We start from the raw sequence: 20,956 nt of genomic DNA, 5'->3' as shown, positions 1-20,956 counted from the left end.
TCGTCCCATATGGGGGATTTCACCCGGATGTGGAACCAACGCGCCCGGGTGCGCGTCCATATGGGACGAATGCCTGAATTGGGGAGGGTTCAGTGGCGATAGTGAGTGATGTCCTGGAGTGGTTGCAGGCGCTGCCGCAGCCGGCTCTGGTCGGTGCCACCGGCGGGTTGATCCTGGCCGAGTGCACCATCGGCGTGGGGTTCATCGCCCCCGGCGAGGCCGGCCTGCTGATCGCCGCCACGACCGTCTCCGGCTCGCTGACCCGGTTCCTGATCCTCTGGGCAGTCGTGACCGTCGCCGCGGCGATCGGCGACTCGATCGGGTTCGCCATCGGCCGCCGGTTCGGGCCGTCGCTGCGGGAGACCAAGCTCATCAGGAAGTACGGCGCCGAAGGCTGGGACAAGACCACCGGCATCCTGCGCAAACGCGGGGCGTGGGCGGTGTTCTTCGCGCGCTTCCTGCCCGTGGTGCGGACGTTGATGCCCGCCGCGTCCGGCACCGCGGGCCTGCCGTACCGCAAGTTCCTGCCCGCGGCCGCCGCCGGCGCGGCCTGCTGGTCGCTCGTGCACATCTCGGTCGGCGCGGCGCTGGGCGAGGCGGCCAAGCGGCTCGAGGGTTACCTCAGCACCGGCGGCCTGATCGTCGTCGGCGCGCTCGTCGTGGGGATCGCCGCGTTCGTGCTGGTCCGCAAGCGCCGCAAGGCAAAGGCCGCCCCGGTCGAGCCCGAGAAGGAGCTCGTGGACTAGTCCTCGGCGTCGAAGAACTTCTCGACGAGGTCCCGGGTGCCCTCGTCGGGTGTGCCCTTGATCGTGATGGTGTCCTTGCCGCGCTTGACGGTGATCTCGCGGTGGCGGTCGCGGTTGACGAAGTCCTGCAGCACGCGGCCGAGCTGCTTGAGCACGGGCGAACCGGCGAGGGCCACGATGATGGTCGTGACGGCCTGCGGGTCGAGTCCCTTGGCCCCGGAGACCTCCTCGTGCCCCTCGGTGTCGAAGGTGGCGTCGTCGATGTCCAGGGCGAGCAGCTCGGCCCGCAGCTGACGGGTCAGCCGGTCGGCGATCGCGGGGTCCTCGTCGTGCACAGTCACCGAAATGGAGGTCACCGGGCCACGATATCCGCTGCCCGTACGATGTCCGCCGGTGGACTTCCGGAGGGGCGGGATGACCGAGGGGTTCGTGCCGGGGGATGATGCCTGGCGGGGTGCGTTCCAGGCGCTGGAGTCGGTGCTGGACGAGGCTGTGGCGCGGGCGGATGTACAGCAGGCGTTGGCGGACAAGCGGATTGATGTCACGGTCGCGCGGCGGGCGGTGCGGGACAACAAGGCGGTGCAGGCGCGGTTCCGCGAGGAGCACGCGCGGCGGGGGGCGTTCAGCCTCGCCCCGGACGACGACTACGTCTACACCGACTTCGATGACTACCGGGAACCGTTGACACCGCAGCAGATCGCGCAGGTGGCGGTGATCTTCATGGTGGGGGTCGGGTACCTGTCGCTGATCCGGGCGGCGTGGGCGGCGATGCCGGTGGCGACGCAGGTGTTCGCGGTGGCCGGGTTCGTGGGGATGCTGGCATCGTCGTTGCGGTGGTGGATCGCCGCGGTGCCCTCGATGCGCGAGTTCTTCGGGCTGGCGCCCGAGCAGGCGGCACCGGTGACACGGCGCCAGTACATGCTCACCGTGGTTGTGTTGCCGGAGTTGTGGGAGTTCATCAACGGGCAGCGCAAACCGTTGTACGACACGGTGTTGACCGCCAAGGCGGAGCCCGCGCTGTACGTGGAGGACGACGCGGAGATCATCGTCACGGGTGCGGCGCGACAGCTGCAGCGGATCCTGGCGCGGGCCGAGTCGGGCGCGGTGGCGCTGGCCGGGCCACGCGGGTCGGGCAAGACGACCGCGATCCTTGCGGTGTCACGGGGACTGCTCAACGATCCCGTCAAAGACAAGCCGCCCCTTGCCATCCAGTCGTCCGCACCGGCCAGGTACGACGCCCGCGACTTCGTCCTGCACCTGCACGCCTTGCTGTGCAACGCGATCCTGGCCAGGCTCAGCCCGAGGTTCGCCGACAGCACGCCCGACGGCCGGGAACGCCGCGCGATGGAACGCCGCGGCAAGCGCCTGCGGTGGTTCCGGCGAGGCGTCGTTCTCGTCGTGCTGCTGGCCGCGGCGGTGACCACGGGCCGCTTCGCCTGGGGCGCCTGGCCGTTCGAGCGGCTCTGGCGGACTGTCCAGCAGCTGCCCCAGGACCTGCCCGGCGAGGACATCACAGTGCTCGCGGTCAGCGCGGTCGCGGCTCTTTATGGGGTGTGGGTGGCCGGCGGGCTGGTCTTCGCTGGGCTCAACGCGATCGTCCGGCGGCTCGCGCCGCGCCGGGCGCCCCGGGACGTGCTGTTGCTGGTCGATCTCGCGCAACGGCAGCTCGAGCGGATCCGGTTCCTGCAGACGTACACCACCGGCTGGTCCGGCAAGTTCAGCACGCCGTTGAGCGGTGAGGCGGCGCGCACCTGGTCCGCCCAGCGTGCGGAGCAGCGGCCGACCTATCCCGAGGTGGTCGAGGAGTTCCGGAGGTTCGCCGCCCACGCCGCGCAACGGTTGCGCACGCTGGGGTCGCACGACCGGCTGGTGATCTCCATCGACGAGCTGGACAAGATCGGCGAACCGGAGAGGGCACACGAGTTCGTCAACGACGTCAAGGGAATCTTCGGCGTCCCTGGGTGCCTGTTCCTGGTGTCGGTGTCCGACGACGCGCTGACCACGTTCGAGCGGCGCGGGATCGCCGTGCGGGACGCGTTCGACAGCGCGTTCTCCGAGATGGTCCAGGTGGGCTACTTCGACATCACGGAGAGTCGCGGCTGGATCGCCCGGCGGGCGCTGGACGTGCCGGAGCAGTTCTCGTCGTTGTGCCATGTGCTGTCCGGCGGCCTGCCCCGGGACCTGCGCCGGCACGTGATCGAGATGTTCGACCTCGCCGCCGACCTCGCCGAACCCCGGCTCGCGGCGATCGCACGCCTGCTGGTCCGCCGCGAGCTGGACCGCAAGGCGCATGCGTTCGCGGGCACGGCGAGGACCCTCGACGACAGCCCGGCCCTGTCGGATCTGATGGCCGACCTGGTCACCATCCGGCAGACCGCGGACGTGGCCGGCCTGGTCCGGCTGGCCAACCGGCTCGTCCAGGTACCGGACGGGGACGCGGCTCACCCGATCGGGGCACTTCGGCGGCAGAGCGGGTGCTTCGTCCTGTTCTGCGCGACCATCCTGGAGCTGTTCACCGACGCTCTCGGCGAACAGGACCTGATCGGCATCGACGCGCTGGCCATCGCGCGGCAACAGATGGCGGTCGATTCGCAGATCGCGTGGCGGCTCCTGGTGAAATTCCGCCAGAACACCGGACCGGCCGACTGAGAAATACCCGCACACCGAGGCCGTACGCCCTGAATATGACGGGGCCGAAAGTCCCACGAAAGTGCGTCACCGCAGGTCAAAGCCCTGCAAGATCATATCGGGAGTGGACCGGGCCAGTATGGTCTGCCTATCCATTCCTTCCCTTCCGGAGGCGGTCGATGTCCTTGGTCCGACACTCGCCGATAGGGGTTCTGATCGCCGCGGGACTGCTATTCGCCGGTAAAAATACCGTCATTGTGGCGCTCGTTGTCCTCGGCGTCCTGGCCGTGTTGCTGACGGTGCGGGCGACCGCGTTGCGGCGGTCGGTCCGATGAGGTTCTGGATCGTCGTCCCCGCCATGGACCGGGCCCCGGAGCTCACCGAGACGGTCACGCGGGCACTTGCGCTCGACTCCGCGCAGCACCCGGTGGACGTGCTGGTGGTGGACGACGGTTCGGCCGATGAGACGCCGGACCTGCTGGCGGCCATCCACGACGCCCGGCTGCACGTGCTGCGGCGCGACCTTCCCGAAGCGCGGCAAGGGAAAGCGGACGCGATCAACGCCGCGTACCGGATGATCCGGCAGCGTGCGTCCTGGGACGGCATCGAGGGACAGACGATCATCGGCGTACTGAACGCGGACGGTCACGGCACGCCCGGGATGCTGGCGCACGTCGCCGCCCTGTTCAGCAGCCGCGCGGTCGGCGCGGTGCAGTGCCGGCTGCGAGTCCGCGACCGGCGAAAGATCGCCGGGGTCCTGCAGGACCTGGAGTCGGCGGTCGCGGGGAACGCCTCGCAGCGGCTGGCGGATGCGCTGGGCAGCGTCGAGCTCACCGGGCACGGCCACTTCGTACGGTTGACAACCCTGACCCGGTTGGGTGACGAGCCGTGGTCGGCGGATCTCGGGTTGCGCCTGCACCTCGCCGGTGTCGGCATCCGGTACGCGGACAAGGCGATCGTCAGTCACCCCGCCGCCATGGGCCTGGTCCGGAGTCCGCTTGGCTTGCGGCGCTTGCACTACGTGCGTCCGCTCGTGCGGTCGCCGCGGATCCGAACGTTGGCGTTGCTGGATCACCTCTACACGTTGCTCGCGCCGTGGTCGGCGTTGCCCGTGGCGCTCGCCGTGCTGGGGCTCATCGCGTACGGCGGGGTCACCGGACCGAACGCCATTGTGTTGCTGGCCGTTGTGTCCGGGCCGGGTCTGGCCTGGGGTGTGCTCCACCGGATGCGGTTCGGTGACGAGCCGCTGCGCCGAACCCTGGCCGCGGGCCTGCTCTACCCGCTTCTCCTGGTCGCCACGACCGTCGCGGCCACCCGCGCACTTCGGCAGAAGACCATGCCACAGCGGGAGATCGCCGTCGCCGTCTGATCACCCGGACGTGTGACAAACGTTTGTTCCAATGGGCACACCCGGCTACTACGGTAGGGGGATGGCTAACGGGACCATCCGGGTGTTCCTCCTGGACGACCACGAGGTCGTGCGGAAAGGGGTCGCCGCGCTGCTGTCCACGAACCCGGATATCGCCGTGGTCGGTGAGGCGGGCACCGCCGCCGAGGCCCTTGCCCTGGTTCCCCAGCTCCGGCCAGACGTGGCTGTGCTGGACGTGCGGCTACCCGACGGCGACGGCGTGCAGGTGTGCCGGGACCTCCGGGCGGAGATGCCGGACCTCCCCTGCCTGATGCTGACCTCCCACGCGGACGACGAGGCGCTGTTCGAGTCCGTGATGGCGGGCGCGGCCGGTTACGTGCTCAAGGAGGTCCGCGGCGGCGACCTCGTGCGCGCGATCCGCGTGGTCGCCCAGGGCGGCTCCCTGCTGGACCCCACCGCGACGAGCCAGGTCCTGGCCCGGCTGCGCTCCGGCGGCACCGCCGCCAACGACCGCCTCAACGAACTCACCGAGCAGGAACGCAAGGTCCTGGACCTCATCGGCGAGGGCCTGACCAACCGCCAGATCGCCGAACGCCTCTTCCTGGCCGAGAAGACCGTGAAGAACTACGTCTCCAATCTGCTCGCCAAACTCGGCATGCGCCGCCGAACCCAAGCAGCCGTCCTCGCCACCGAACTCCGCCACAAACGCCGCCCATAACCCCCAAGGGTCACCGCAGCGGCACCTGCCAGGTCAGCTCCGTCCCGGGATCGGCGTCCGCCAGACCAAACGTCCCACCCAGCTGCTCAGCCCGCGTCGCCATGTTCGCCAGCCCACTCCGCCGCCCCGTCTCAGGAACCCCGACACCGTCGTCGACAACGCGGATCAACAGGGTGTCCGACACCGAGATCTCCACGGAGACCTCGGATGCGCGCGCATGTTTGGCCACATTGGACAGTGACTCGCGCAGTACGGGAAGCATCTGCTCGGTGATCTCCGCGGCCACCGCGGTGTCGACCGGCCCCCGGAACCGCACGGAAGGCGAGAAGCCCAGTGCGGGGGTGGCATCGTCCACAGTGGCCAGAACCAGGGACCGGAGACTGTCGATGTCCGACTGCTGCAACGCGAAGACGGTTGTGCGGATCTCCTGGATGGTCTTGTCGAGGTCGTCCACCGCCTGGCGGACCCGGCTCGCCGCGTCGGTGGGGTTCACGGGGATCACCGCGGCGGCCGCCTCCAACGCCATGCCGGTGGCGAAAACCCGCTGGATGACCAGGTCGTGCAAGTCACGCGCGATCCGCTCGCGGTCCTCGAACACCACGACCCGCTGTTGGTCCCGTCTGGCGGCGGCGTACTGCAAGGCCAGGGCGGCGTGCGCGGCGAAGTTGCGCAGCAGGTCGAGGTCGGCCTGCTCGAACAACGGCTCGTTGGCCATGCGGCACAGCAGAAGCACGCCGAGCACCTCGGACCCGGCGGTCAACGGCACGATCGCGGCCGAACCCAGCTCCCGCAGGCCGGACGGCGGCGAGGCACCGGATCCCGCCTGCCACGCGGCCGCCGCGGCGCCGTAGTTGTCGATCAGCAACGGCTCCCCGCTGTCGAAGACCCGCCCGGAGGCGGTGCCCTCCACCTTGATGGACGCCCCCGTCAGCCGGTCCGCGCCCTCCACCACCTCGAAGATGAGCACGCCGGGCTGTTCGTCGTCCGGCAACGCGATGGCCGCGATCGGGGCGCCCGCGACCGTGCGGGCGTGGGAGGCGACCAACGTCAGTTCACGGCCCGGGTCGGTGCCGGACAGGAGGGCCTCGGTGATCTCGTTGGACGCCTGCAGCCAGGCCTCGCGGCGGCGGGACGCGTCGAGCACCCGCGCGTCCCGGACGGCCATGGCGGCCGCGATCGACATCGCGTGCACGGCCTGTTTCTCCAGGTCGCTGAACGGCCCACCGGAGACGTGCAGGAACCCGGCCTGGACCGGGATCGGCACGCTGAAAACGCCGGACGCGGGCCACGAGGGATCCGCCCGCAGCCGCGCGGCCGCTTCCGGGTCCAGCCCCGCGTACACGAAGACGTCCCCCACAGTCAGGACTCCATAGGAGGCATGCGCGAGGTCGACCGCGCCCCGCACGATCTCCCGCAGCACGTCCGGCAGGGCCTTGCCGGCCGCGATCCCGGCCATCACCTCCAGGAAACGGTGGCCGCGGTCCAGATCCGGCTCCATCGCCCCATCATCCACCACTCACCCCGTCATGAGGGGTAACACGCGCTCACGAGGGGACGGGCAGCTCATAGGTGATCAGGCCGTGCCGCAGCGCGATCATCAGCGCCTGGGCCCGGCTGGCCGCGCCGAGCTTGTCGTACAGCCGCGCCACGTAGGTCTTGGCGGTCGACCTGCTCACGTACATGGCCAGCGCGATCGCCGGGACCGACATGCCGTCCCGGAGCAGTTCCAGCACCTCACGTTCGCGCGGGGACAGGGCGAACTGGCCCTCGTGGTCCCGCCGCCGCGCCAACGCGCCGAGCAGGCCGGTGGCGGTGAACGAGGTCGCCGCGACGGCGGCGTGCCGGATCGCGCCGAGGACCTCGCCGACCGGTGCGGTCTTCAGCACGAACGCCGAGGTCCCGGTGTCCAGCGCCCGGAACAGCACGTCGTCCTCGCCGACCGAGGTCAGCATGACGATGCCCAGGCCCGGATAACGGTCGCGCAGCTCACGGGCAAGTTGCAGCCCGTCACCGTCGGGCAGGGCGACGTCGATGGTGACGACGTCCGGGCGGGTCACGGAGATGACCTCGCGGGCCTGTGCGGCGGTCGCGGACTCGCCGACGACCTCGATGTCCTGCTGCTCCGCGACCAGGCCGGACAGGCCGTAGCGGGTGAGGGTCTGCCCATCGACGACGATGATTCTGATCGGCATCTCTCGTCCTTCCGGCCGTACGGGTTCACCTGGTAGGTCGACTACGAGACGTCACCGGTTACCGATCGCCAAGGGGTTTGGGACCTTTAGGGTCCAAAGTCCTCACGCCCCCGCGGGCGGTGGCCGAGTCATGGCGAGTCCTTTTCGGACCTTTCGAACGCGTTGCCTCCGGCGCGAAGGCCGAAGGTCCCGGGTAACTGTCCCCACGGCTGTCGGGCGATCGGCGGACAGCCGTCCGCCACCGGGTCACCGAACCCTGACCGTTCGCCCGCTACAGAGCGTGGTGAACGTCACGCAGGCTTGATCACGTCCCCAGCGAGGAGGTGCTCGATGGCAGCGCGGCAACCAGGTCCGCACGGCCGGATCGTGACCGTCACCGCTGCCCGCGCGGGCTGCGGAAAGACGACGCTGGTCACGAACATGGCCGCGGCCATCGCCACCCGCGACCGGCGGGTGTGCGTGGTCGACCTGGACCTGACCGCCGGGGACGCCGCCCCGCTACTGGGCGTCCGGCCGCTGCACTGCGTCACCGAGGCCACCGCCATGTCCGGCGAACTGGTCTCCGGCGCGGTGACGACGCTGGTCACCCCGGTCCGGCCGCGGCTGGACGCGGTGCTGACCAGGGCGGTGCCCGGGCGGACGCTGTCCGAGCTGGTCACGGTCGAACTGCTGGCCGGCCTGGCCCGGCTGTACGACTACGTCGTGGTGGACACGCCCGCGCGGTTCAGCGGGCACGTCCTGGCCGCGCTCGATGTCGCGCACCACCACGTGGTGGCCGTGACGCCGGACCGGCCCGCGCTGCGTGATCTGCGGCTGATGCTGGACATGCTGGATCTGCTCGAGGGTTCGGCCATCCCGAAGTCGGTGGTGGCCAACCGGTTCGATCCGTTCGCGGGCCTGGGCCCCGACGAGATCGAGCAGACCGTCAAGTGCTCCGTCGCGGCGAGCTTACCGTCCACAGTGGACGTCGTCGCGGCGGTCAACAGCGGGACCCCGCTGGTCACCGCGCAACCTGCTCACGAGTACAGCCGGGCGGTTTTCCGGTTCGTCCAGGAGCACATCACATCCGTGAACGAGAAAGGGACCACCCATGCTTGAGCGCATTCGTGAGGCGCGCCGGACGGAGAGCGGCTTCACCCTGATCGAACTGCTCATCGTCATCGTCATCCTGGGCGTGCTGGCCGGGATCGTCGTCTTCGCGGTCAACGGCATCAACAACCGCGGTGAGGCCGCCGCCTGCGACGCGGACTACAAAACCCTGTCCGTGGCTGAGGAGGCCTACTACGCCAAGAACGGTTCCTACGCCGACACCCTCACCCTCCTCAAGACCGGCGGTTTCATCCGGGATGACACGGCGTTGAAGTCCGGCGTGACCCTCAGCCCCGGCGGCGTCGTCAACAAGGGCGCCAAGTGCAGCTGACCTGACCCGAGCGGGGAGGGCCGCCCCCGGGCCCTCTCTGCTGCCAACGACCGGAGGTTTCCACAATGGACGGTCCCGCCCAGGGCAGCGCGATCGACGTGCTGCTCGACGAGCTGTGGCAGGCCGGCGGCACCGATCTCCTGCTGACCGCCGGAATGCCGCCGCAGATCCGCGTGCACGGCTCGCTGCACCCGGTGTACGACACGGACAAGCTCACCGCCGAGGACACCGACGTGCTGCTGGCCGAGCTGCTCACCGAAGACCAGGCGCGCCAGTGGAAGGCGCGCAACGAGTACGACTTCTCCTTCACCTGGCGGGACAACGCCCGCGTCCGCGGCAACGCGTTCAGCCAGCGCGGCCTGACCACGATCGCGCTGCGGATGATCCCCAGCGAGATCCCGTCGATGGAGCAGCTCGGGCTGCCGCCGGTGGTCCGGGACTTCGCGCTGCGCCACCAGGGTCTGGTGCTGGTCACCGGCCCGACCGGGTCGGGCAAGTCCACCACGCTGGCCTCGGTGATCGACCGGATCAACACCGAGCGCGCCTGCCACATCATCACCATCGAGGACCCGATCGAGTACGTCCACCAGCACAAGCGTTCCGCGGTCAACCAGCGCGAGGTCGGTTCGGACACGGCTTCTTTCCCGGACGCCCTGCGCAGTGCGCTGCGCGAGGACCCGGATGTCCTGCTGGTGGGCGAGATGCGCGACCTGGAGTCGATCCGGTTCGCGCTGACCATCGCCGAGACCGGGCACCTGGTGTTCGCCACCCTGCACACCAACGACACCGCCCAGTCGCTGGCCCGCATCATCGACGTCTTCCCGGCCGAGCAACAGGCGCAGGTGCGCGTGCAGCTCGCCGCCGCCCTCACCGGGATCGTCTACCAGCGGCTCATCCCGCGCCTGTCCGGCGGTCTGGTGGCCGCCTATGAAGTCCTGGTCGCCACCTCGGCGGTGCGCAACCTGATCAAGGAAGGCAAGACCCACCAGCTGCGCAACTCGCTGGTCACCGGGCGGCGGGAGGGCATGGTCACGTTCGAGCAGTCGCTGACCGACCTCGTCCGCACCGGCCAGGTCTCGCACGCCGAGGCGGTCGCGCGCAGCCTCTACCCGAAGGACGTGATGGCGTCATGAGGCGACGGCAGCGCGAAGAACAGCCGCGGCCGGTCACGGCACCGGCGGCACCCGAGTGGCCCGCGTTCGAGCCGGCCGAACCGATCGACCTGCGCGCGGTCACCCCCGATCCGGCCGCCACCCGGCTGATCACCGAGGAGCTGGCCCGCGAGCTGGTGGCCATTCCGGTTGCCCTGCACGGAGACAAGGCCGTCGTGGTGATGGCCGAGGCGTCCGCGGCGACGCAAGCCCGGCTGCGGCAGGCGATCGGCCGCAAGCTGGTCCTCAAAGTGGCCGACCCGGTGGACATCAAGCGTGTCATCGGGCTCAGCTACCGTGCGCTGGCCCAGGTCGGCTCGCAGGTCGAGGCGTTCCAGGCGAAGACCGCGTCCCGCAAGACCACCGCCGAACCGGCGGCCGTGACCGACGACGCTCCGGTGGTGAAGGTCGTCGACCTGATCATCACGCAGGCCTTGCGGGACCGGGCATCCGACGTCCACATCGAACCCGGCGACGAGCATGTCCGTGTGCGGTACCGGATCGACGGCGCCCTGCACGACGTGGCCGAGCTGCCGTCGGGCATGGGCCCGGCCCTGGTCAGCCGGATCAAGATCATGGCGAACCTGAACATCGTCGAACGCCGCCGCCCGCAGGACGGCCAGATCAGCACGTCGGTCGAGGACCGCGCGGTCGACATCCGGGTCTCCACAACGGCTGTCGTGGGTGGCGAGAAGGTCGTGTTGCGGCTGCTGGACAAGAGCCGCCCGCTGTTCCGGCTGGAGCAGCTGGGCATGCCCGCCGCGATGGCCGCGAAGTACTCGGACCAGTTGCGTTCTCCCTATGGCATGGTGATCTGCGCGGGACCGACGGGAAGTGGCAAGACGACCACGCTGTACGGGTCGCTCGGTGAGCTGAACAGCCCGGACCGCAACATCATGACCATCGAGGACCCGGTCGAGTACACCTTCCCGTCGGTCAACCAGATCCAGATCAACGAGCAGTCCGGGATCACGTTCGCCACCGGCCTCCGGTCGATCCTGCGCCAGGACCCGGACATCATCCTGGTGGGCGAGGTCCGGGACGCGGAGACCGCGCGGATCGCCGTTCAGTCCGCTTTGACCGGACACTTCGTCCTGTCGTCGCTGCACGCGACGGACGCGGCCTCGGCGCTGCACCGGTTGCTGGACATGGGCATCGAGGGCTTCCTGGTCGCTTCCTCAGTGACCACAGTGCTTTCCCAGCGGCTCGTGCGCCGGGTCTGCACGCACTGCCGCGAGTACTACCGGCCCACCGCCGAGGAACTGGCCTTCCTCAACGAGATCGGCGGACGGCCGCCGGCAGACGGGTTCGTCCGGGGCGTCGGCTGCACGTTCTGCGCGCGCACCGGATACCTCGAGCGGATCGGGGTGTACGAGATGATGCCGGTCAGCGAAGGGATCCGGGAGCTGGTCCTGGCCCGCGGCTCGCACGACGAGATCCGCAAGCTGGCCCGGTACGAGGGCATGAGCACGTTGCGCGAGGAAGGCGCCCGGCTGGTGGAGGCCGGTGTGACCACCGTGTCCGAGGTGCTGCGTTCCATCTATGTCGTAGGGGCCTGACATGAGCGGTCTGAAAGAACTGCTGAACAAGGAGCTCTCCGCGCCGAAGGTCAAGCGCGAGGAGATCATGCACCTGTCCCGCCAGCTCGGCGCGTTCATCCGGGCCGGGCTGCCGCTGGTGGACGCGGTGCACACGCTGGGCGCCGAGGCGCGCAACTCGTCCGTGCGCAAGATGATGGCGCAGGTCGAGGAGGGCCTGCGGGCCGGCGAGAAGCTGTCCGACTGCTTCGACCGGCACCCGAAGATCTTTCCCGAGTTCTACCGGGGGATCCTGCGGTCGGCCGAGCTGACCGGGCGGCTGGACTCGGTGCTGGAGCAGCTGGCCAAGTACCTGGAACGCGACCTGGAGGCGCGCCGGAAGGTCCGGTCCGCCGCGATCTACCCGGCGATGATCGCCGCGATGTCCGTGGTGACCGTAGTCGTGCTGGCCGGGTTCGTCCTGCCGCGGTTCAAGGTGTTCTTCTCGGGTCTGGGCGCGGAACTGCCGTTGGCGACCCGGATGTTGCTGGCGGTCACGGACTTCCTGACCGAGTACTGGTGGTTGTTGCTGTCCGGTCTCGCGGTGCTGGTTCTGGCTGTGTTCCTGGCTTTGCGGAGTGAGGGCGGGCGGTTCGCGCGGGATCGGGTGTTCTTGCGGGTGCCGGTGGTCGGTCACACGGTCCGGTTCGCTTTGGTGGAACGGTTCTGCCGGATCCTGTCGTCGATGGTGAGCGCGGGTGTGACGCTGCCGGAAGCGCTGCGGGTAGCCACGGGATCGTTGCGCAACAGGGTGTTCATGCGGGCGCTCGGGCGGGTTTCCGAGGCCGTGATGGAGGGAGAGGGGCTGGCCGGGCCGCTGGCCGCGACCGGGCTGTTCCCGCCGACCGCCGCGCGGATGATGCGGGTCGGCGAGGACACCGGCACGCTGGACGCGCAGCTGGAGGTCACCGCGCGGTACTACGAGGGCGAGCTGGACTACAAGCTCAAGAAGCTGATCAGCCTGTTCGAACCGACCGTGATCATCGTGATGGGCCTGGTCGTCGGGTTCGTGGCGATCGCGTTGGTGTCGGCGATGTACGGGATCTTCAACCAGGTCGGCGTGCAATGAGATCGGACGAGAGCGGGGAGACCCTGCTGGAGCTGGTGATCGCGGTGGTGATCATGGGCATCGCGCTGGTCGCCATCATCGGCGGGCTGACCACGTCGGTGCTGGTCTCCGACGTGCACCGCAAGCAGTCCACCGCCGGGGCCTACGCCCGCGACTACTCCGAGGCGATCGAGCGTGCGGTCGCCTCGGGTGGCTATGTCGCTTGCGCCTCCGCGGCTTCCTACAGCTCCCCCGCCGGGTTCACCGTGCCCGCGGGCTTTTCGAAGTCCGTGGTCGCGGGTTCGTTGCGGTACTGGAACTCCGGCTGGCAGACCAGCTGCGGCACGGACACCGGGGTGCAGCAGCTGACCGTCCGCGTGGCCTCGGACGACGGGCGCGCCGCCGAGAGCGTCGTGGTCGTCCTGCGCAAGCCATGCCGTCTTTCGGACTCGCTGTGTTGAGGCCGGCACCCGAGCGCGAGGCCGGGTTCACCCTCGTCGAGCTGCTGATCGCCATCGTGATCATCGGCGTCATCACCGTGCCGCTGGCCAACGCGCTGATGGGTTCGTTGCGCAACACCGGTGAGACGTCCAACCGGCTCGAACTCTCCCACGACGCCCAGCTGACCGCCGCGTACTTCGCGAAAGACGTGTCCTCCATTGGTGTCCGGGACTACACCGGGACGCCGGACGCGTCCGGGAACCTGCCGTACAAGTCGTCGATCCAGCTCAACGCCGCTTACAACGCCAACGGGAACACCTGCGGCACAGCGGCTACGCCTAATTCGACGGTGCGCTTCCTTTCTGACAACTGGGACAACTCCGCGTCGCCCGCGACTGTGAGTACGGACATCGTCGGCTACTACCTGAGCGGGGCCGAGCTGCACCGAATCAAGTGCACGGCCGCGGCGACGTCCGATGTGGTCGTCGCACACAACGTCGACGGCACCACGCTTTCCGTGACCTGCTCCAGCACCTGTGACGCGGTCGCCGTCCCCCAGCACGTGACGATCGCGTTCACCCTCAGGAAAACCGGGGTCGACCCGTACCCGGTGAGTGTGAACGGCCAACGGAGGCAGACATGAAACGCGCGCTGCGCGACGAGTCCGGGGCCTCCCTGGTGATGGTGCTGGTCCTGGTGACCGTCATCGCCCTCGGGGTGACCGCGGTGTTGTCGTTGGCCGACACGAGTGTCCGGACCACGGTCGAGCTTCGGGACCAGGCCGCCGCGATCTACGACGCCGACGGGGCCATGCAGACCGCGGTGAACTCCATCCGCAACAGCGACTACCACAACGGCACCGGCCAGAACTGTTTCGGCGGTTCGAACACGTTGACGCTGAACAACTTCTCCAGCTCCGGTTCGGCCTCGGTGACGTGCTCGCCCGATCCGGCCCGCGTGCTGATCCAGTGTCCATCGCTGTCCCAGTGCAACCGGCCCGGCAACGCGATCCTCACCCTGGGCAAGGTGTCCGGTGAGGACGGTCTGCACATCGACCAACCGAACTCCGGCTCGTCGTTCAACGTGCACGGCATCGTGTTCTCCAACTCGAACATCAACGTCACCAGCGGCGCCTTGACCACGAACACCCGCGTCTACGCCCGTGGCGCGTGCAGCGGCACGATCGTCAGCAACCCCGCGCCCTCGTGCAACTACGGCGCCGTCGCGAACCCCCTCGGTGACGACCCCAGCTACTCGCCTTCGATCTCGTCGCCGCCGGCTTATCGTCCGGTGCCCAGTTGCACCGGCACGGTGATCACGTTCGAGCCGGGTTACTACGACGACGCCGTCGGGTTGACCGACTTGATGTCCGGCGGCGGGAGCTGCAAGGACAAGGTGTGGTGGTTCAAGCCGGGCGCGTACTACTTCGATTTCCACAACTCCGGCGCCAACTCCAATCCGGCGCTGCCGTCCGGCACCAATGTGTGGACTGTGGACAGTGGCAAGCTGGTCGCCGGGACGCCGGTGAACAGCACGGGCGCCGTGCTGGCGAGTCCGCCTGCCAACCCCACGATCCCCGGCTCCTGCCAGAACCCGATCAAAGATCCCACCGCGACCGGCGTGCAGTTCATCTTCGGCGGTGACAGCCAGTTCGCCGTGAAGTCGGGCCAAGCGGAGATCTGCGGGACCTACAGCGCGAACAAACCCCCGCTCGCGGTGTACGGCCTGAAGACCGGCTCAGACTCGACGACCGTCACCAATGGACTGACCGCCCCCACGGTGAGTGCGACCAACTTCACCCCGGCCACTGCCGCTGCGGTCGCGAACATCGAGACCACCTATGCGGCCGGGTCTTTCAGCAGCTTTGCCAACGCCGGCAACAGCTCCGCCAACGGCCAGATCAACCTGACCGGCTACCCGGTGTCGATCCCAGCGGGCAGCAACCTCTTGTCCGCCAAGCTCCGCATCGGTCACCGGTTCACGCCGGGTTCGGGCGGCAGCCCCAGCGAGTCGCTGTCCACTGTGGTCACTCCCAAGAACGGGACCCCGTTCACCGTCACCGTTCCCACTGGCACCGCCGCTGGACAGGTCGACAGCCTTGACGTCACGTCCTCGCTGCGGACGTTCACGCACGACTCCGGGTTGACCGGTCTCGACCTGGCCTTCAAGTCCGTGCTGAAGAAGGGCACCACCGACCTCGACGGCATCCAGCTCGACCTGTCCTACATCGCCCCGGCGTTCCGCGCCAACACCGGCTGCGTCACCGCGACCCCCTACACCGGCAACGGCAACGCATCGAGGTGCGCCCTCGTCACCACCGTCAACAACAACGGCAACCAGTTCTACGTCCAAGGCACCACCTACGCCCCCCGGGCAGCGGTGGACCTCACCCTGAACAACGTGGCCGAGCAGGTGTTCCGCTTCGGTGTCATCGCCCGGTCCCTGTGGGTCAAGCTCACCGGCAGCTTCTCCTTCGCCGGGCCCGTCATCGAGGTCCCCGACGACTCCCCCGGCTTCGTCTTCAGCGTCTACCTCAACGTCTTCCTCTGCCAGGGTTCAGGCACCTGCGCCCCCACCGGCACTCCCGCTCTGCGGTCCAAAGTCGCCTACGTGGACGCCGACCCCGTCACCCCCTCCCCCGGCCACCGCCAGGTCGTGGTGCTCAGCTGGTCGACGCCGTCATAGGAAGGTGTTCACGTAGAAGTCCGCCAGTGGGTCCGCGAAGAACAAAGCCACGAACACTCCGGCGATCATGAAGGGGCCGAAGGGGAGGGCGGTCTTGCGGGAGCCCTCGCGGATCGCGATGACGGCGACCCCGGCGACAGCGCCCAGGGCGAACCCGCCGAAAGCGCCGATCAGCAGCGCGGACCACGACAGGTACCCGAGCACCATGCCGATCACCCCGGCCAGCTTCACATCTCCCCACCCCATCCCGGCCGGGTAGGCCAGCACGAGCAGCAGGTAGAACGCGAACAAAGCCACCGCCCCGATCCCGGCCCGCAACAGCGCGGACCAGTCCCCCGACCCAGCGGCGGCGAGCGTCAACAACGCCGCCGAGACGGGGTACGAGGGCAGCACGATCGAGTTGGGCAACCGCCGGTGGTCCAGGTCGATCAAAGCCAGCGCGATCCCGGCGGCGGTGAAGTACAGGTACGCGGGCAGCGCCCAGATGTCCGTCGAAAGGCGCCATGCGACCAGCACGAAGAGCACCCCGGTCAGCGCCTCGACGACCGGGTACCGCACGCTGATCGGCTCGCCGCAGGAGGCGCATCGGCCGCGCAGAACGAACCAGCCGAACACCGGGATGTTGTGGCGGGCGCGGATGGGCGTCGAACAGGCCGGGCAGCGGGAGGGTGGCGACGACAGGGAGATGCCCGCCGGGACGCGGTGGGCCACGACGTTCAGGAACGAGCCGACCGCCAGCCCCAGCAACGCGCTGAACACGAGCAGAACGGCCATCGGCGGAGATCGTACTTGCGCGCAACACGTACCGCGACCGGTCACGTGACGGATGGGCCCGCTGGTCACGAGCCACAACACTGCCCGGGTAGCGACAACCCGAGCAGTGGAGTGTGACATGAGACTGAGGCCCTTGGCCGTGCTCGCGGCGCTGGCCGTGCTGGCCGCGATGGTCAGCCCCGCCGCGGCGGCCCCGGACGGGACCGGCGGCCACGGCCCGAAACCGACGATCGTGCTGGTGCACGGTGCGTTCGCGGACGCGGCGGGCTGGAACGGGGTGATCGAGCGGCTGGAGCGGCACGGCTACGAGGTGATCGCGCCGGCGAACCCGCTGCGGGACCTGCACACCGACGCCGAGTACATCGGCAGTGTGGTTGCGTCGATCCCGGGTCCGGTGGTGCTGGTCGGTCACTCCTATGGCGGCGCGGTGATCAGCAACGCGGCGGTCGGTCACCCGAACGTCAAGTCGCTGGTGTACATCGCCGGGTTCGCCCCGGAGCAGGGCGAGTCGATCTTCGAGCTGACCGGCAAGTTCCCGGGCAGCCTGCTGCCGGCGAACATCCTGCCCCGGCAGATCCCCGGTGGCGGCACCGACGCGTACATCAACCCGGCCAAGTTCCACCAGGTGTTCGCCGCCGACCTGCCGGACAAGACCAGCCGGCTGATGGCCGCCACCCAGCGGCCGATCACGCTCGCCGCGGGCGACGGCAAGTCCGGTGAACCCGCCTGGAAGACCGTGCCGTCCTGGTACATGGTCGCCAGCGACGACAAGGCCATCCCGGCCGAGGCCGAGCGGTTCATGGCCAAGCGCGCCAACGCGCACACCGTCGAGGTCAAGGCCTCGCACGTGGCGATGATCTCGCACCCCGACGACGTCGAGGCGCTGATCCGCGCGGCGGCCCGCTGATCCACTGTGGACGCCTGTCGCGGGCGCGCACCCGCGATAGGCTGCCCATGGCATGGACGACATCATCGGGCGCGAGCGGGACCTGGCACGGATCGGCGAGGTGCTGACCGGGTCGCGGGCGCTGGTCGTGCGGGGTGAGCCTGGGATCGGCAAGACCGTCCTGCTCGACGAAGCCGTCCGCCAGGCCCGTGAGCAGGGCATCCGGGTGCTCACCGCGCGCGGCAGCGAGGCCGAGCGGGAGCTGCCGTTCGCCGGGTTGCACCAGCTGCTGCGGCCCGTGCTCGACCAGGTGGACGCGCTGCCCGAGCGGCAACGGACCGCGCTGGTCACCGCGTTCGGCACGCAGACCGAGCCCGCACCCCTGGACAAGATGCTGATCAGCCTCGCCGTGCTGACCCTGCTGTCGCATGTCGCCGACGCGGGTCCGCTGCTGCTGGTCGTCGACGACATGCACCTGCTCGACCCGGGCAGCGCGGACGTAGTGGCGTTCCTGGCCCGGCGGCTGGACGGGGAACCGATCGGCCTGCTCGCCGCGTCCCGCGAACCCCAGCCGCTGCCGACCCTGATCCTGTCCGCTCTCGACCCCGCCTCCGCCGAGCAACTCCTGGACGCCCAGCCCCAGCCGCCGGCCGGTGACGCCCGCCGCCAGATCCTGGCCACCGCCGCCGGGAACCCGCTGGCGCTCGTCGAACTGGGCCCGTCCGGCGACGACGGGCCGTTGACGGAACGCCTGGAGCAAACGTTCGCGGCCCACGTCACGGACCTGCCCGAGGCGACCCAGCGGGCGCTGCTGATCGCGGCAGCCGCGGACACGACGGACCTCGCGGTCGTGCAGGCGGCGACCGGCGCCGATGTGGACGTGTGGTGGGCCGCCGAGCGCGCCGGGCTGGTTCGGCTGGACCACGGCACCATCCAGTTCCGGCACACGCTCGTGCGGTCCGCGATCTATGGCGCGGCTCCGTTCGGTGCGCGCCGCCAGGCCCACCTCGCGTTGGCCGCGGTGCTTGACGACGACCGCAAGGCGTGGCACCTGTCGGCGGCCACGGTCACGCCAGACGAGACGGTCGCGGCGTTATTGGAAGCGGCCGCGGACCGCGCGTTCACTCGTGGCGCCATGACGTCCGCGATGCACGCGCTGGAACGAGCGGGGCAGCTGAGCCCCGATCCCGATGAGCACGGGCGGCGGCTGGCCAAAGCGGCGGTGATCGCGATCATCGCCGGGGACATGCCCCGCGCCGAGGAGCTGACCAACGAGGCCAAGCAGCTCACCAACGAGCCGGCGACCGCGGTGTGGCTCAGCCAGATGGCCGGGACAGCGGCGACCTTCCGGATGCGTCCCGACGAGGCGTTCACCCTCCTGCTCCCACCCGCGCGGAGGTCCGCCGAGCACGGCCGGATCGCTTACACCGCAGCGGTTCTCGCCGGGATCAACGCCTACTACACGGGCAAGGCCGAGTACCGGAACCAGCTCGACGAGGTGTTCACCGGGCTCGACGCGCCGCCGGAGTTCGTGCGGCTGTGGCTGCTCGGCGCCCTCGACCCGCTCAGCAACGGCGCCACCGTGCGCAACCAGCTCCCCACCGCCGTCGCGCAGGGCGACCCTGGTGAGCTGACCACGTTGGGCAGCACCGCGTTGGTGGTCGACGACACCACCACCGCGATCGCCGTCCTCGACCGGCTCGCCAACCCCGCACGGGAGGACGCGTCGACTGTCCAAGGTGGAACAGCGGCAGCTCACCTTGGGATGGCACTGTTCGAGGCCGGGCACTGGCAGGATGCGAGGCTGACGACCGAGAAACTGGCCGCCGAGTTCCGCACGGACCCCACCCTCGCCAACACCCTGTCGTTCGCGGTACACACCTGCATCGACGCGCTTTCCGGTGGTACGCCGTCGATCACGGACCTGCTCGCCGCCGCCGAACCTGCGGGAGTCACCGCCATCGTCGTCCGCGCTCGATGGGCGGCTGGGATGGCGGCGAGTGATCATGAGGCGTACCAACATTTCCGGGACATGTTCGACGCCGTGGGCGCGCCCGTGCACTACCACCTGTCATACTACGGGATCGCGGACCTCGCGGCCGCCGCCCGGCCTGCCCATCTCGAGGACGCGCGGATGATCGTGAAGAACATCCCCACCCCCGGCTCACCTCGGCTGGCCCAGATCCTCCGACGGGCCAAGGCGTTGCTCGCCGACCCGGTCGACGCCGAACAGTATTTCCTTGCCGCTCTTGAGGATCCGCTCGGCGCGCGGTGGCCGTTCGAACGCGCTCAGCTCCGCCTCGACTATGGCGAGTGGCTGCGCCGTCAACGCCGGATCGCCGACTCCCGCACGAACCTCACCGCCGCCCGCGAGATCTTCGAGCGTCTGGGCGCCGAACCGTGGGCCGAACGCGCCCGCGCCGAACTGCGCGCCGCCGGAATCGCCGTCACCCCCACGAAGGAGCACCCGCTCGCCGGTCTTTCCCCACAACGCCGCCAGATCGTCCGGCTGGCCGCCGAGGGGCTGACCAACCGCGAGATCGGCGAGCGCCTGTTCCTTTCCCACCGCACCGTGGCTTTCCACCTGTACAAGGCTTTCCCTGAGCTCGGCGTGACCACCCGGGCGCAACTCCGTGACATTGTGGACGGTGACGATTGAGACGGGCGGACCTGTTCAAGGCACCAGGATCGGACACCCGGTTCGCAGTACCCGCGACAGCGGGCGAGTGGACCCTGCTGATCGACTTCGTGGACTCCCAACGCACCACACTGCGGTTGAAATGCGCGGGCCTCGACGCCACCGCACTGGCCCGCCGATCCGCGGAACCCTCCACCTTGTCCTTGTTGGGACTCGTCCGCCACCTCGCCGACGTCGAACGCCGTTGGTTCCGCCAAGTCCTAGCCGGAAACCAGGACGCCAAGCCCCGCTTCACATCCCCCGCCAACCCGGACGGCGACTTCGACGACGCCACCCCAGACCCCACCCTCCTGGCCGAAGCGTGGGCCGCCTGGCGCGAGGAGGTCGACTTCGCCGAGGAGTTCGTCTCCCGCGCCCCCACCCTCGACATCACCGGCTTCGACACCTGGCGCGGCGAGGTCTCCCTGCGCTGGGTCCTGATCCACATGGTCGAGGAGTACGCCCGCCACAACGGCCACGCAGACCTCCTCCGCGAACGCATCGACGGCGCCATCGGCCTCTGATCCCCGGGGGCTCCATGGGCTGGGGCGCGGTTCGGTTTGACATCGGTCCCGTCGGCGGCCTCGGCAGGAGTAGCGGGCAAGTCCAAAATTGGGCTCCGCCTGGTGCTCAACACACACCCT

General features: G+C 69.3%; 20 protein-coding genes. 16 read left to right on the top strand and 4 right to left on the bottom strand.

Going from position 1 to position 20,956, the window contains the following annotated elements; translation table 11 throughout:
• Positions 1 to 92: 92 nt before the first annotated feature.
• The gene (locus AB0J95_RS19250) at positions 93 to 746 is read left to right on the top strand and encodes a DedA family protein (RefSeq protein WP_364759015.1); all 654 of its coding nucleotides are present in this window, start codon (positions 93 to 95) and stop codon (positions 744 to 746) included.
• Here AB0J95_RS19250 and AB0J95_RS19245 read toward each other — a convergent pair.
• Complete coding sequence (locus AB0J95_RS19245) at positions 743 to 1,102, bottom strand: hypothetical protein (RefSeq protein WP_364759012.1); 360 nt, start codon at positions 1,100 to 1,102, stop codon at positions 743 to 745. The two genes, AB0J95_RS19250 and AB0J95_RS19245, sit on opposite strands and share 4 nt — an antisense overlap.
• Before the next feature lie 37 nt (positions 1,103 to 1,139).
• On the opposite strand from AB0J95_RS19245, the gene AB0J95_RS19240 reads away from it, so the two are divergent.
• From AB0J95_RS19240 to AB0J95_RS19225, 4 genes are all read left to right on the top strand, one after another.
• Positions 1,140 to 3,395 carry a hypothetical protein gene (locus tag AB0J95_RS19240; protein ID WP_364759009.1) on the top strand — a complete coding sequence of 752 codons (2,256 nt, stop codon included), beginning with the start codon at positions 1,140 to 1,142 and terminating at the stop codon, positions 3,393 to 3,395.
• Positions 3,396 to 3,553: 158 nt separating this feature from the next.
• Entirely contained in the window at positions 3,554 to 3,709 is a 156-nt protein-coding gene (locus AB0J95_RS19235; protein WP_364759006.1) for a hypothetical protein, read from the top strand.
• Positions 3,706 to 4,743: a glycosyltransferase gene (locus AB0J95_RS19230; protein ID WP_364759003.1), complete on the top strand. Its 1,038-nt coding sequence runs from the start codon at positions 3,706 to 3,708 to the stop codon at positions 4,741 to 4,743. The genes AB0J95_RS19235 and AB0J95_RS19230 overlap by 4 nt, the downstream gene beginning before the upstream one ends.
• Before the next feature lie 61 nt (positions 4,744 to 4,804).
• A complete protein-coding gene (locus AB0J95_RS19225) occupies positions 4,805 to 5,461 on the top strand; it encodes a response regulator transcription factor (protein ID WP_364759000.1) in 657 nt (218 codons plus the stop codon).
• A 10-nt stretch (positions 5,462 to 5,471) separates the two neighbouring features.
• On the opposite strand, the gene AB0J95_RS19220 is transcribed toward AB0J95_RS19225, so the two are convergent.
• Both AB0J95_RS19220 and AB0J95_RS19215 read right to left on the bottom strand, forming a co-directional pair.
• Positions 5,472 to 6,959 carry a GAF domain-containing protein gene (locus AB0J95_RS19220; protein ID WP_364758997.1) on the bottom strand — a complete coding sequence of 496 codons (1,488 nt, stop codon included), beginning with the start codon at positions 6,957 to 6,959 and terminating at the stop codon, positions 5,472 to 5,474.
• 46 nt (positions 6,960 to 7,005) lie between these two features.
• Complete coding sequence (locus tag AB0J95_RS19215; protein ID WP_364758994.1) at positions 7,006 to 7,653, bottom strand: response regulator transcription factor; 648 nt, start codon at positions 7,651 to 7,653, stop codon at positions 7,006 to 7,008.
• A gap of 330 nt (positions 7,654 to 7,983) precedes the next feature.
• Here AB0J95_RS19215 and AB0J95_RS19210 point away from each other — a divergent pair, with 330 nt between their 5' ends.
• The 8 genes from AB0J95_RS19210 to AB0J95_RS19175 all read left to right on the top strand — a co-directional run bounded on the left by AB0J95_RS19210 (position 7,984) and on the right by AB0J95_RS19175 (position 15,975).
• A complete protein-coding gene (locus tag AB0J95_RS19210) occupies positions 7,984 to 8,751 on the top strand; it encodes an AAA family ATPase (protein ID WP_364758991.1) in 768 nt (255 codons plus the stop codon).
• Positions 8,744 to 9,073, top strand: a complete 330-nt coding sequence (locus tag AB0J95_RS19205; RefSeq protein ID WP_364758988.1) for a prepilin-type N-terminal cleavage/methylation domain-containing protein — start codon at positions 8,744 to 8,746, stop codon at positions 9,071 to 9,073. Before AB0J95_RS19210 ends, AB0J95_RS19205 begins: the two co-directional genes overlap by 8 nt.
• Before the next feature lie 65 nt (positions 9,074 to 9,138).
• Entirely contained in the window at positions 9,139 to 10,206 is a 1,068-nt protein-coding gene (locus tag AB0J95_RS19200) for a type IV pilus twitching motility protein PilT (protein WP_364758985.1), read from the top strand.
• Positions 10,203 to 11,783: a GspE/PulE family protein gene (locus AB0J95_RS19195; protein ID WP_364758982.1), complete on the top strand. Its 1,581-nt coding sequence runs from the start codon at positions 10,203 to 10,205 to the stop codon at positions 11,781 to 11,783. Before AB0J95_RS19200 ends, AB0J95_RS19195 begins: the two co-directional genes overlap by 4 nt.
• Position 11,784: 1 nt before the next feature.
• Positions 11,785 to 12,870 (top strand): type II secretion system F family protein, encoded by a 1,086-nt coding sequence (locus AB0J95_RS19190; RefSeq protein ID WP_364758979.1) that lies wholly within the window; start codon positions 11,785 to 11,787, stop codon positions 12,868 to 12,870.
• Positions 12,867 to 13,310 (top strand): type II secretion system protein, encoded by a 444-nt coding sequence (locus AB0J95_RS19185; RefSeq protein ID WP_364758976.1) that lies wholly within the window; start codon positions 12,867 to 12,869, stop codon positions 13,308 to 13,310. Before AB0J95_RS19190 ends, AB0J95_RS19185 begins: the two co-directional genes overlap by 4 nt.
• Positions 13,304 to 13,933 carry a prepilin-type N-terminal cleavage/methylation domain-containing protein gene (locus AB0J95_RS19180; protein WP_364758973.1) on the top strand — a complete coding sequence of 210 codons (630 nt, stop codon included), beginning with the start codon at positions 13,304 to 13,306 and terminating at the stop codon, positions 13,931 to 13,933. The genes AB0J95_RS19185 and AB0J95_RS19180 overlap by 7 nt, the downstream gene beginning before the upstream one ends.
• On the top strand, positions 13,930 to 15,975 hold the full coding sequence (locus AB0J95_RS19175) for a hypothetical protein (RefSeq protein ID WP_364758970.1): 2,046 nt from the start codon (positions 13,930 to 13,932) through the stop codon (positions 15,973 to 15,975). The genes AB0J95_RS19180 and AB0J95_RS19175 overlap by 4 nt, the downstream gene beginning before the upstream one ends.
• On the opposite strand, the gene AB0J95_RS19170 is transcribed toward AB0J95_RS19175, so the two are convergent.
• The gene (locus tag AB0J95_RS19170) at positions 15,970 to 16,749 is read right to left on the bottom strand and encodes a prepilin peptidase (protein WP_364758967.1); all 780 of its coding nucleotides are present in this window, start codon (positions 16,747 to 16,749) and stop codon (positions 15,970 to 15,972) included. The genes AB0J95_RS19175 and AB0J95_RS19170 overlap by 6 nt on opposite strands.
• A gap of 118 nt (positions 16,750 to 16,867) precedes the next feature.
• Between AB0J95_RS19170 and AB0J95_RS19165 the strand changes: the two genes are divergently transcribed.
• From AB0J95_RS19165 to AB0J95_RS19155, 3 genes are read left to right on the top strand one after another with little or no spacing between them, the layout of a single operon-like run.
• Positions 16,868 to 17,656: an alpha/beta hydrolase gene (locus AB0J95_RS19165; RefSeq protein ID WP_364758964.1), complete on the top strand. Its 789-nt coding sequence runs from the start codon at positions 16,868 to 16,870 to the stop codon at positions 17,654 to 17,656.
• Positions 17,657 to 17,708: 52 nt separating this feature from the next.
• Complete coding sequence (locus AB0J95_RS19160; RefSeq protein ID WP_364758962.1) at positions 17,709 to 20,294, top strand: AAA family ATPase; 2,586 nt, start codon at positions 17,709 to 17,711, stop codon at positions 20,292 to 20,294.
• Positions 20,291 to 20,836, top strand: coding sequence for a DinB family protein (locus AB0J95_RS19155; RefSeq protein WP_364758960.1), 546 nt, complete (start codon positions 20,291 to 20,293; stop codon positions 20,834 to 20,836). The genes AB0J95_RS19160 and AB0J95_RS19155 overlap by 4 nt, the downstream gene beginning before the upstream one ends.
• Positions 20,837 to 20,956: the final 120 nt, after the last annotated feature.

It is taken from the genome of Actinocrispum sp. NPDC049592, assembly GCF_040675465.1.
GTDB lineage: Bacteria > Actinomycetota > Actinomycetes > Mycobacteriales > Pseudonocardiaceae > Kibdelosporangium.
This window is presented reverse-complemented; position numbering and strand designations above follow the sequence as displayed.

Coding starts and splice junctions, on each gene's coding strand:
- AB0J95_RS19205 (WP_364758988.1), top strand. CDS start 8,744: ATGCTTGAGCGCATTCGTGAGGCGCGCCGGACGGAGAGCGGCTTCACC.
- AB0J95_RS19225 (WP_364759000.1), top strand. CDS start 4,805: ATGGCTAACGGGACCATCCGGGTGTTCCTCCTGGACGACCACGAGGTC.
- AB0J95_RS19230 (WP_364759003.1), top strand. CDS start 3,706: ATGAGGTTCTGGATCGTCGTCCCCGCCATGGACCGGGCCCCGGAGCTC.
- AB0J95_RS19165 (WP_364758964.1), top strand. CDS start 16,868: ATGAGACTGAGGCCCTTGGCCGTGCTCGCGGCGCTGGCCGTGCTGGCC.
- AB0J95_RS19185 (WP_364758976.1), top strand. CDS start 12,867: ATGAGATCGGACGAGAGCGGGGAGACCCTGCTGGAGCTGGTGATCGCG.
- AB0J95_RS19195 (WP_364758982.1), top strand. CDS start 10,203: ATGAGGCGACGGCAGCGCGAAGAACAGCCGCGGCCGGTCACGGCACCG.
- AB0J95_RS19220 (WP_364758997.1), bottom strand. CDS start 6,959: ATGGAGCCGGATCTGGACCGCGGCCACCGTTTCCTGGAGGTGATGGCC.
- AB0J95_RS19190 (WP_364758979.1), top strand. CDS start 11,785: ATGAGCGGTCTGAAAGAACTGCTGAACAAGGAGCTCTCCGCGCCGAAG.
- AB0J95_RS19200 (WP_364758985.1), top strand. CDS start 9,139: ATGGACGGTCCCGCCCAGGGCAGCGCGATCGACGTGCTGCTCGACGAG.
- AB0J95_RS19170 (WP_364758967.1), bottom strand. CDS start 16,749: ATGGCCGTTCTGCTCGTGTTCAGCGCGTTGCTGGGGCTGGCGGTCGGC.
- AB0J95_RS19160 (WP_364758962.1), top strand. CDS start 17,709: ATGGACGACATCATCGGGCGCGAGCGGGACCTGGCACGGATCGGCGAG.
- AB0J95_RS19235 (WP_364759006.1), top strand. CDS start 3,554: ATGTCCTTGGTCCGACACTCGCCGATAGGGGTTCTGATCGCCGCGGGA.
- AB0J95_RS19175 (WP_364758970.1), top strand. CDS start 13,930: ATGAAACGCGCGCTGCGCGACGAGTCCGGGGCCTCCCTGGTGATGGTG.
- AB0J95_RS19210 (WP_364758991.1), top strand. CDS start 7,984: ATGGCAGCGCGGCAACCAGGTCCGCACGGCCGGATCGTGACCGTCACC.
- AB0J95_RS19215 (WP_364758994.1), bottom strand. CDS start 7,653: ATGCCGATCAGAATCATCGTCGTCGATGGGCAGACCCTCACCCGCTAC.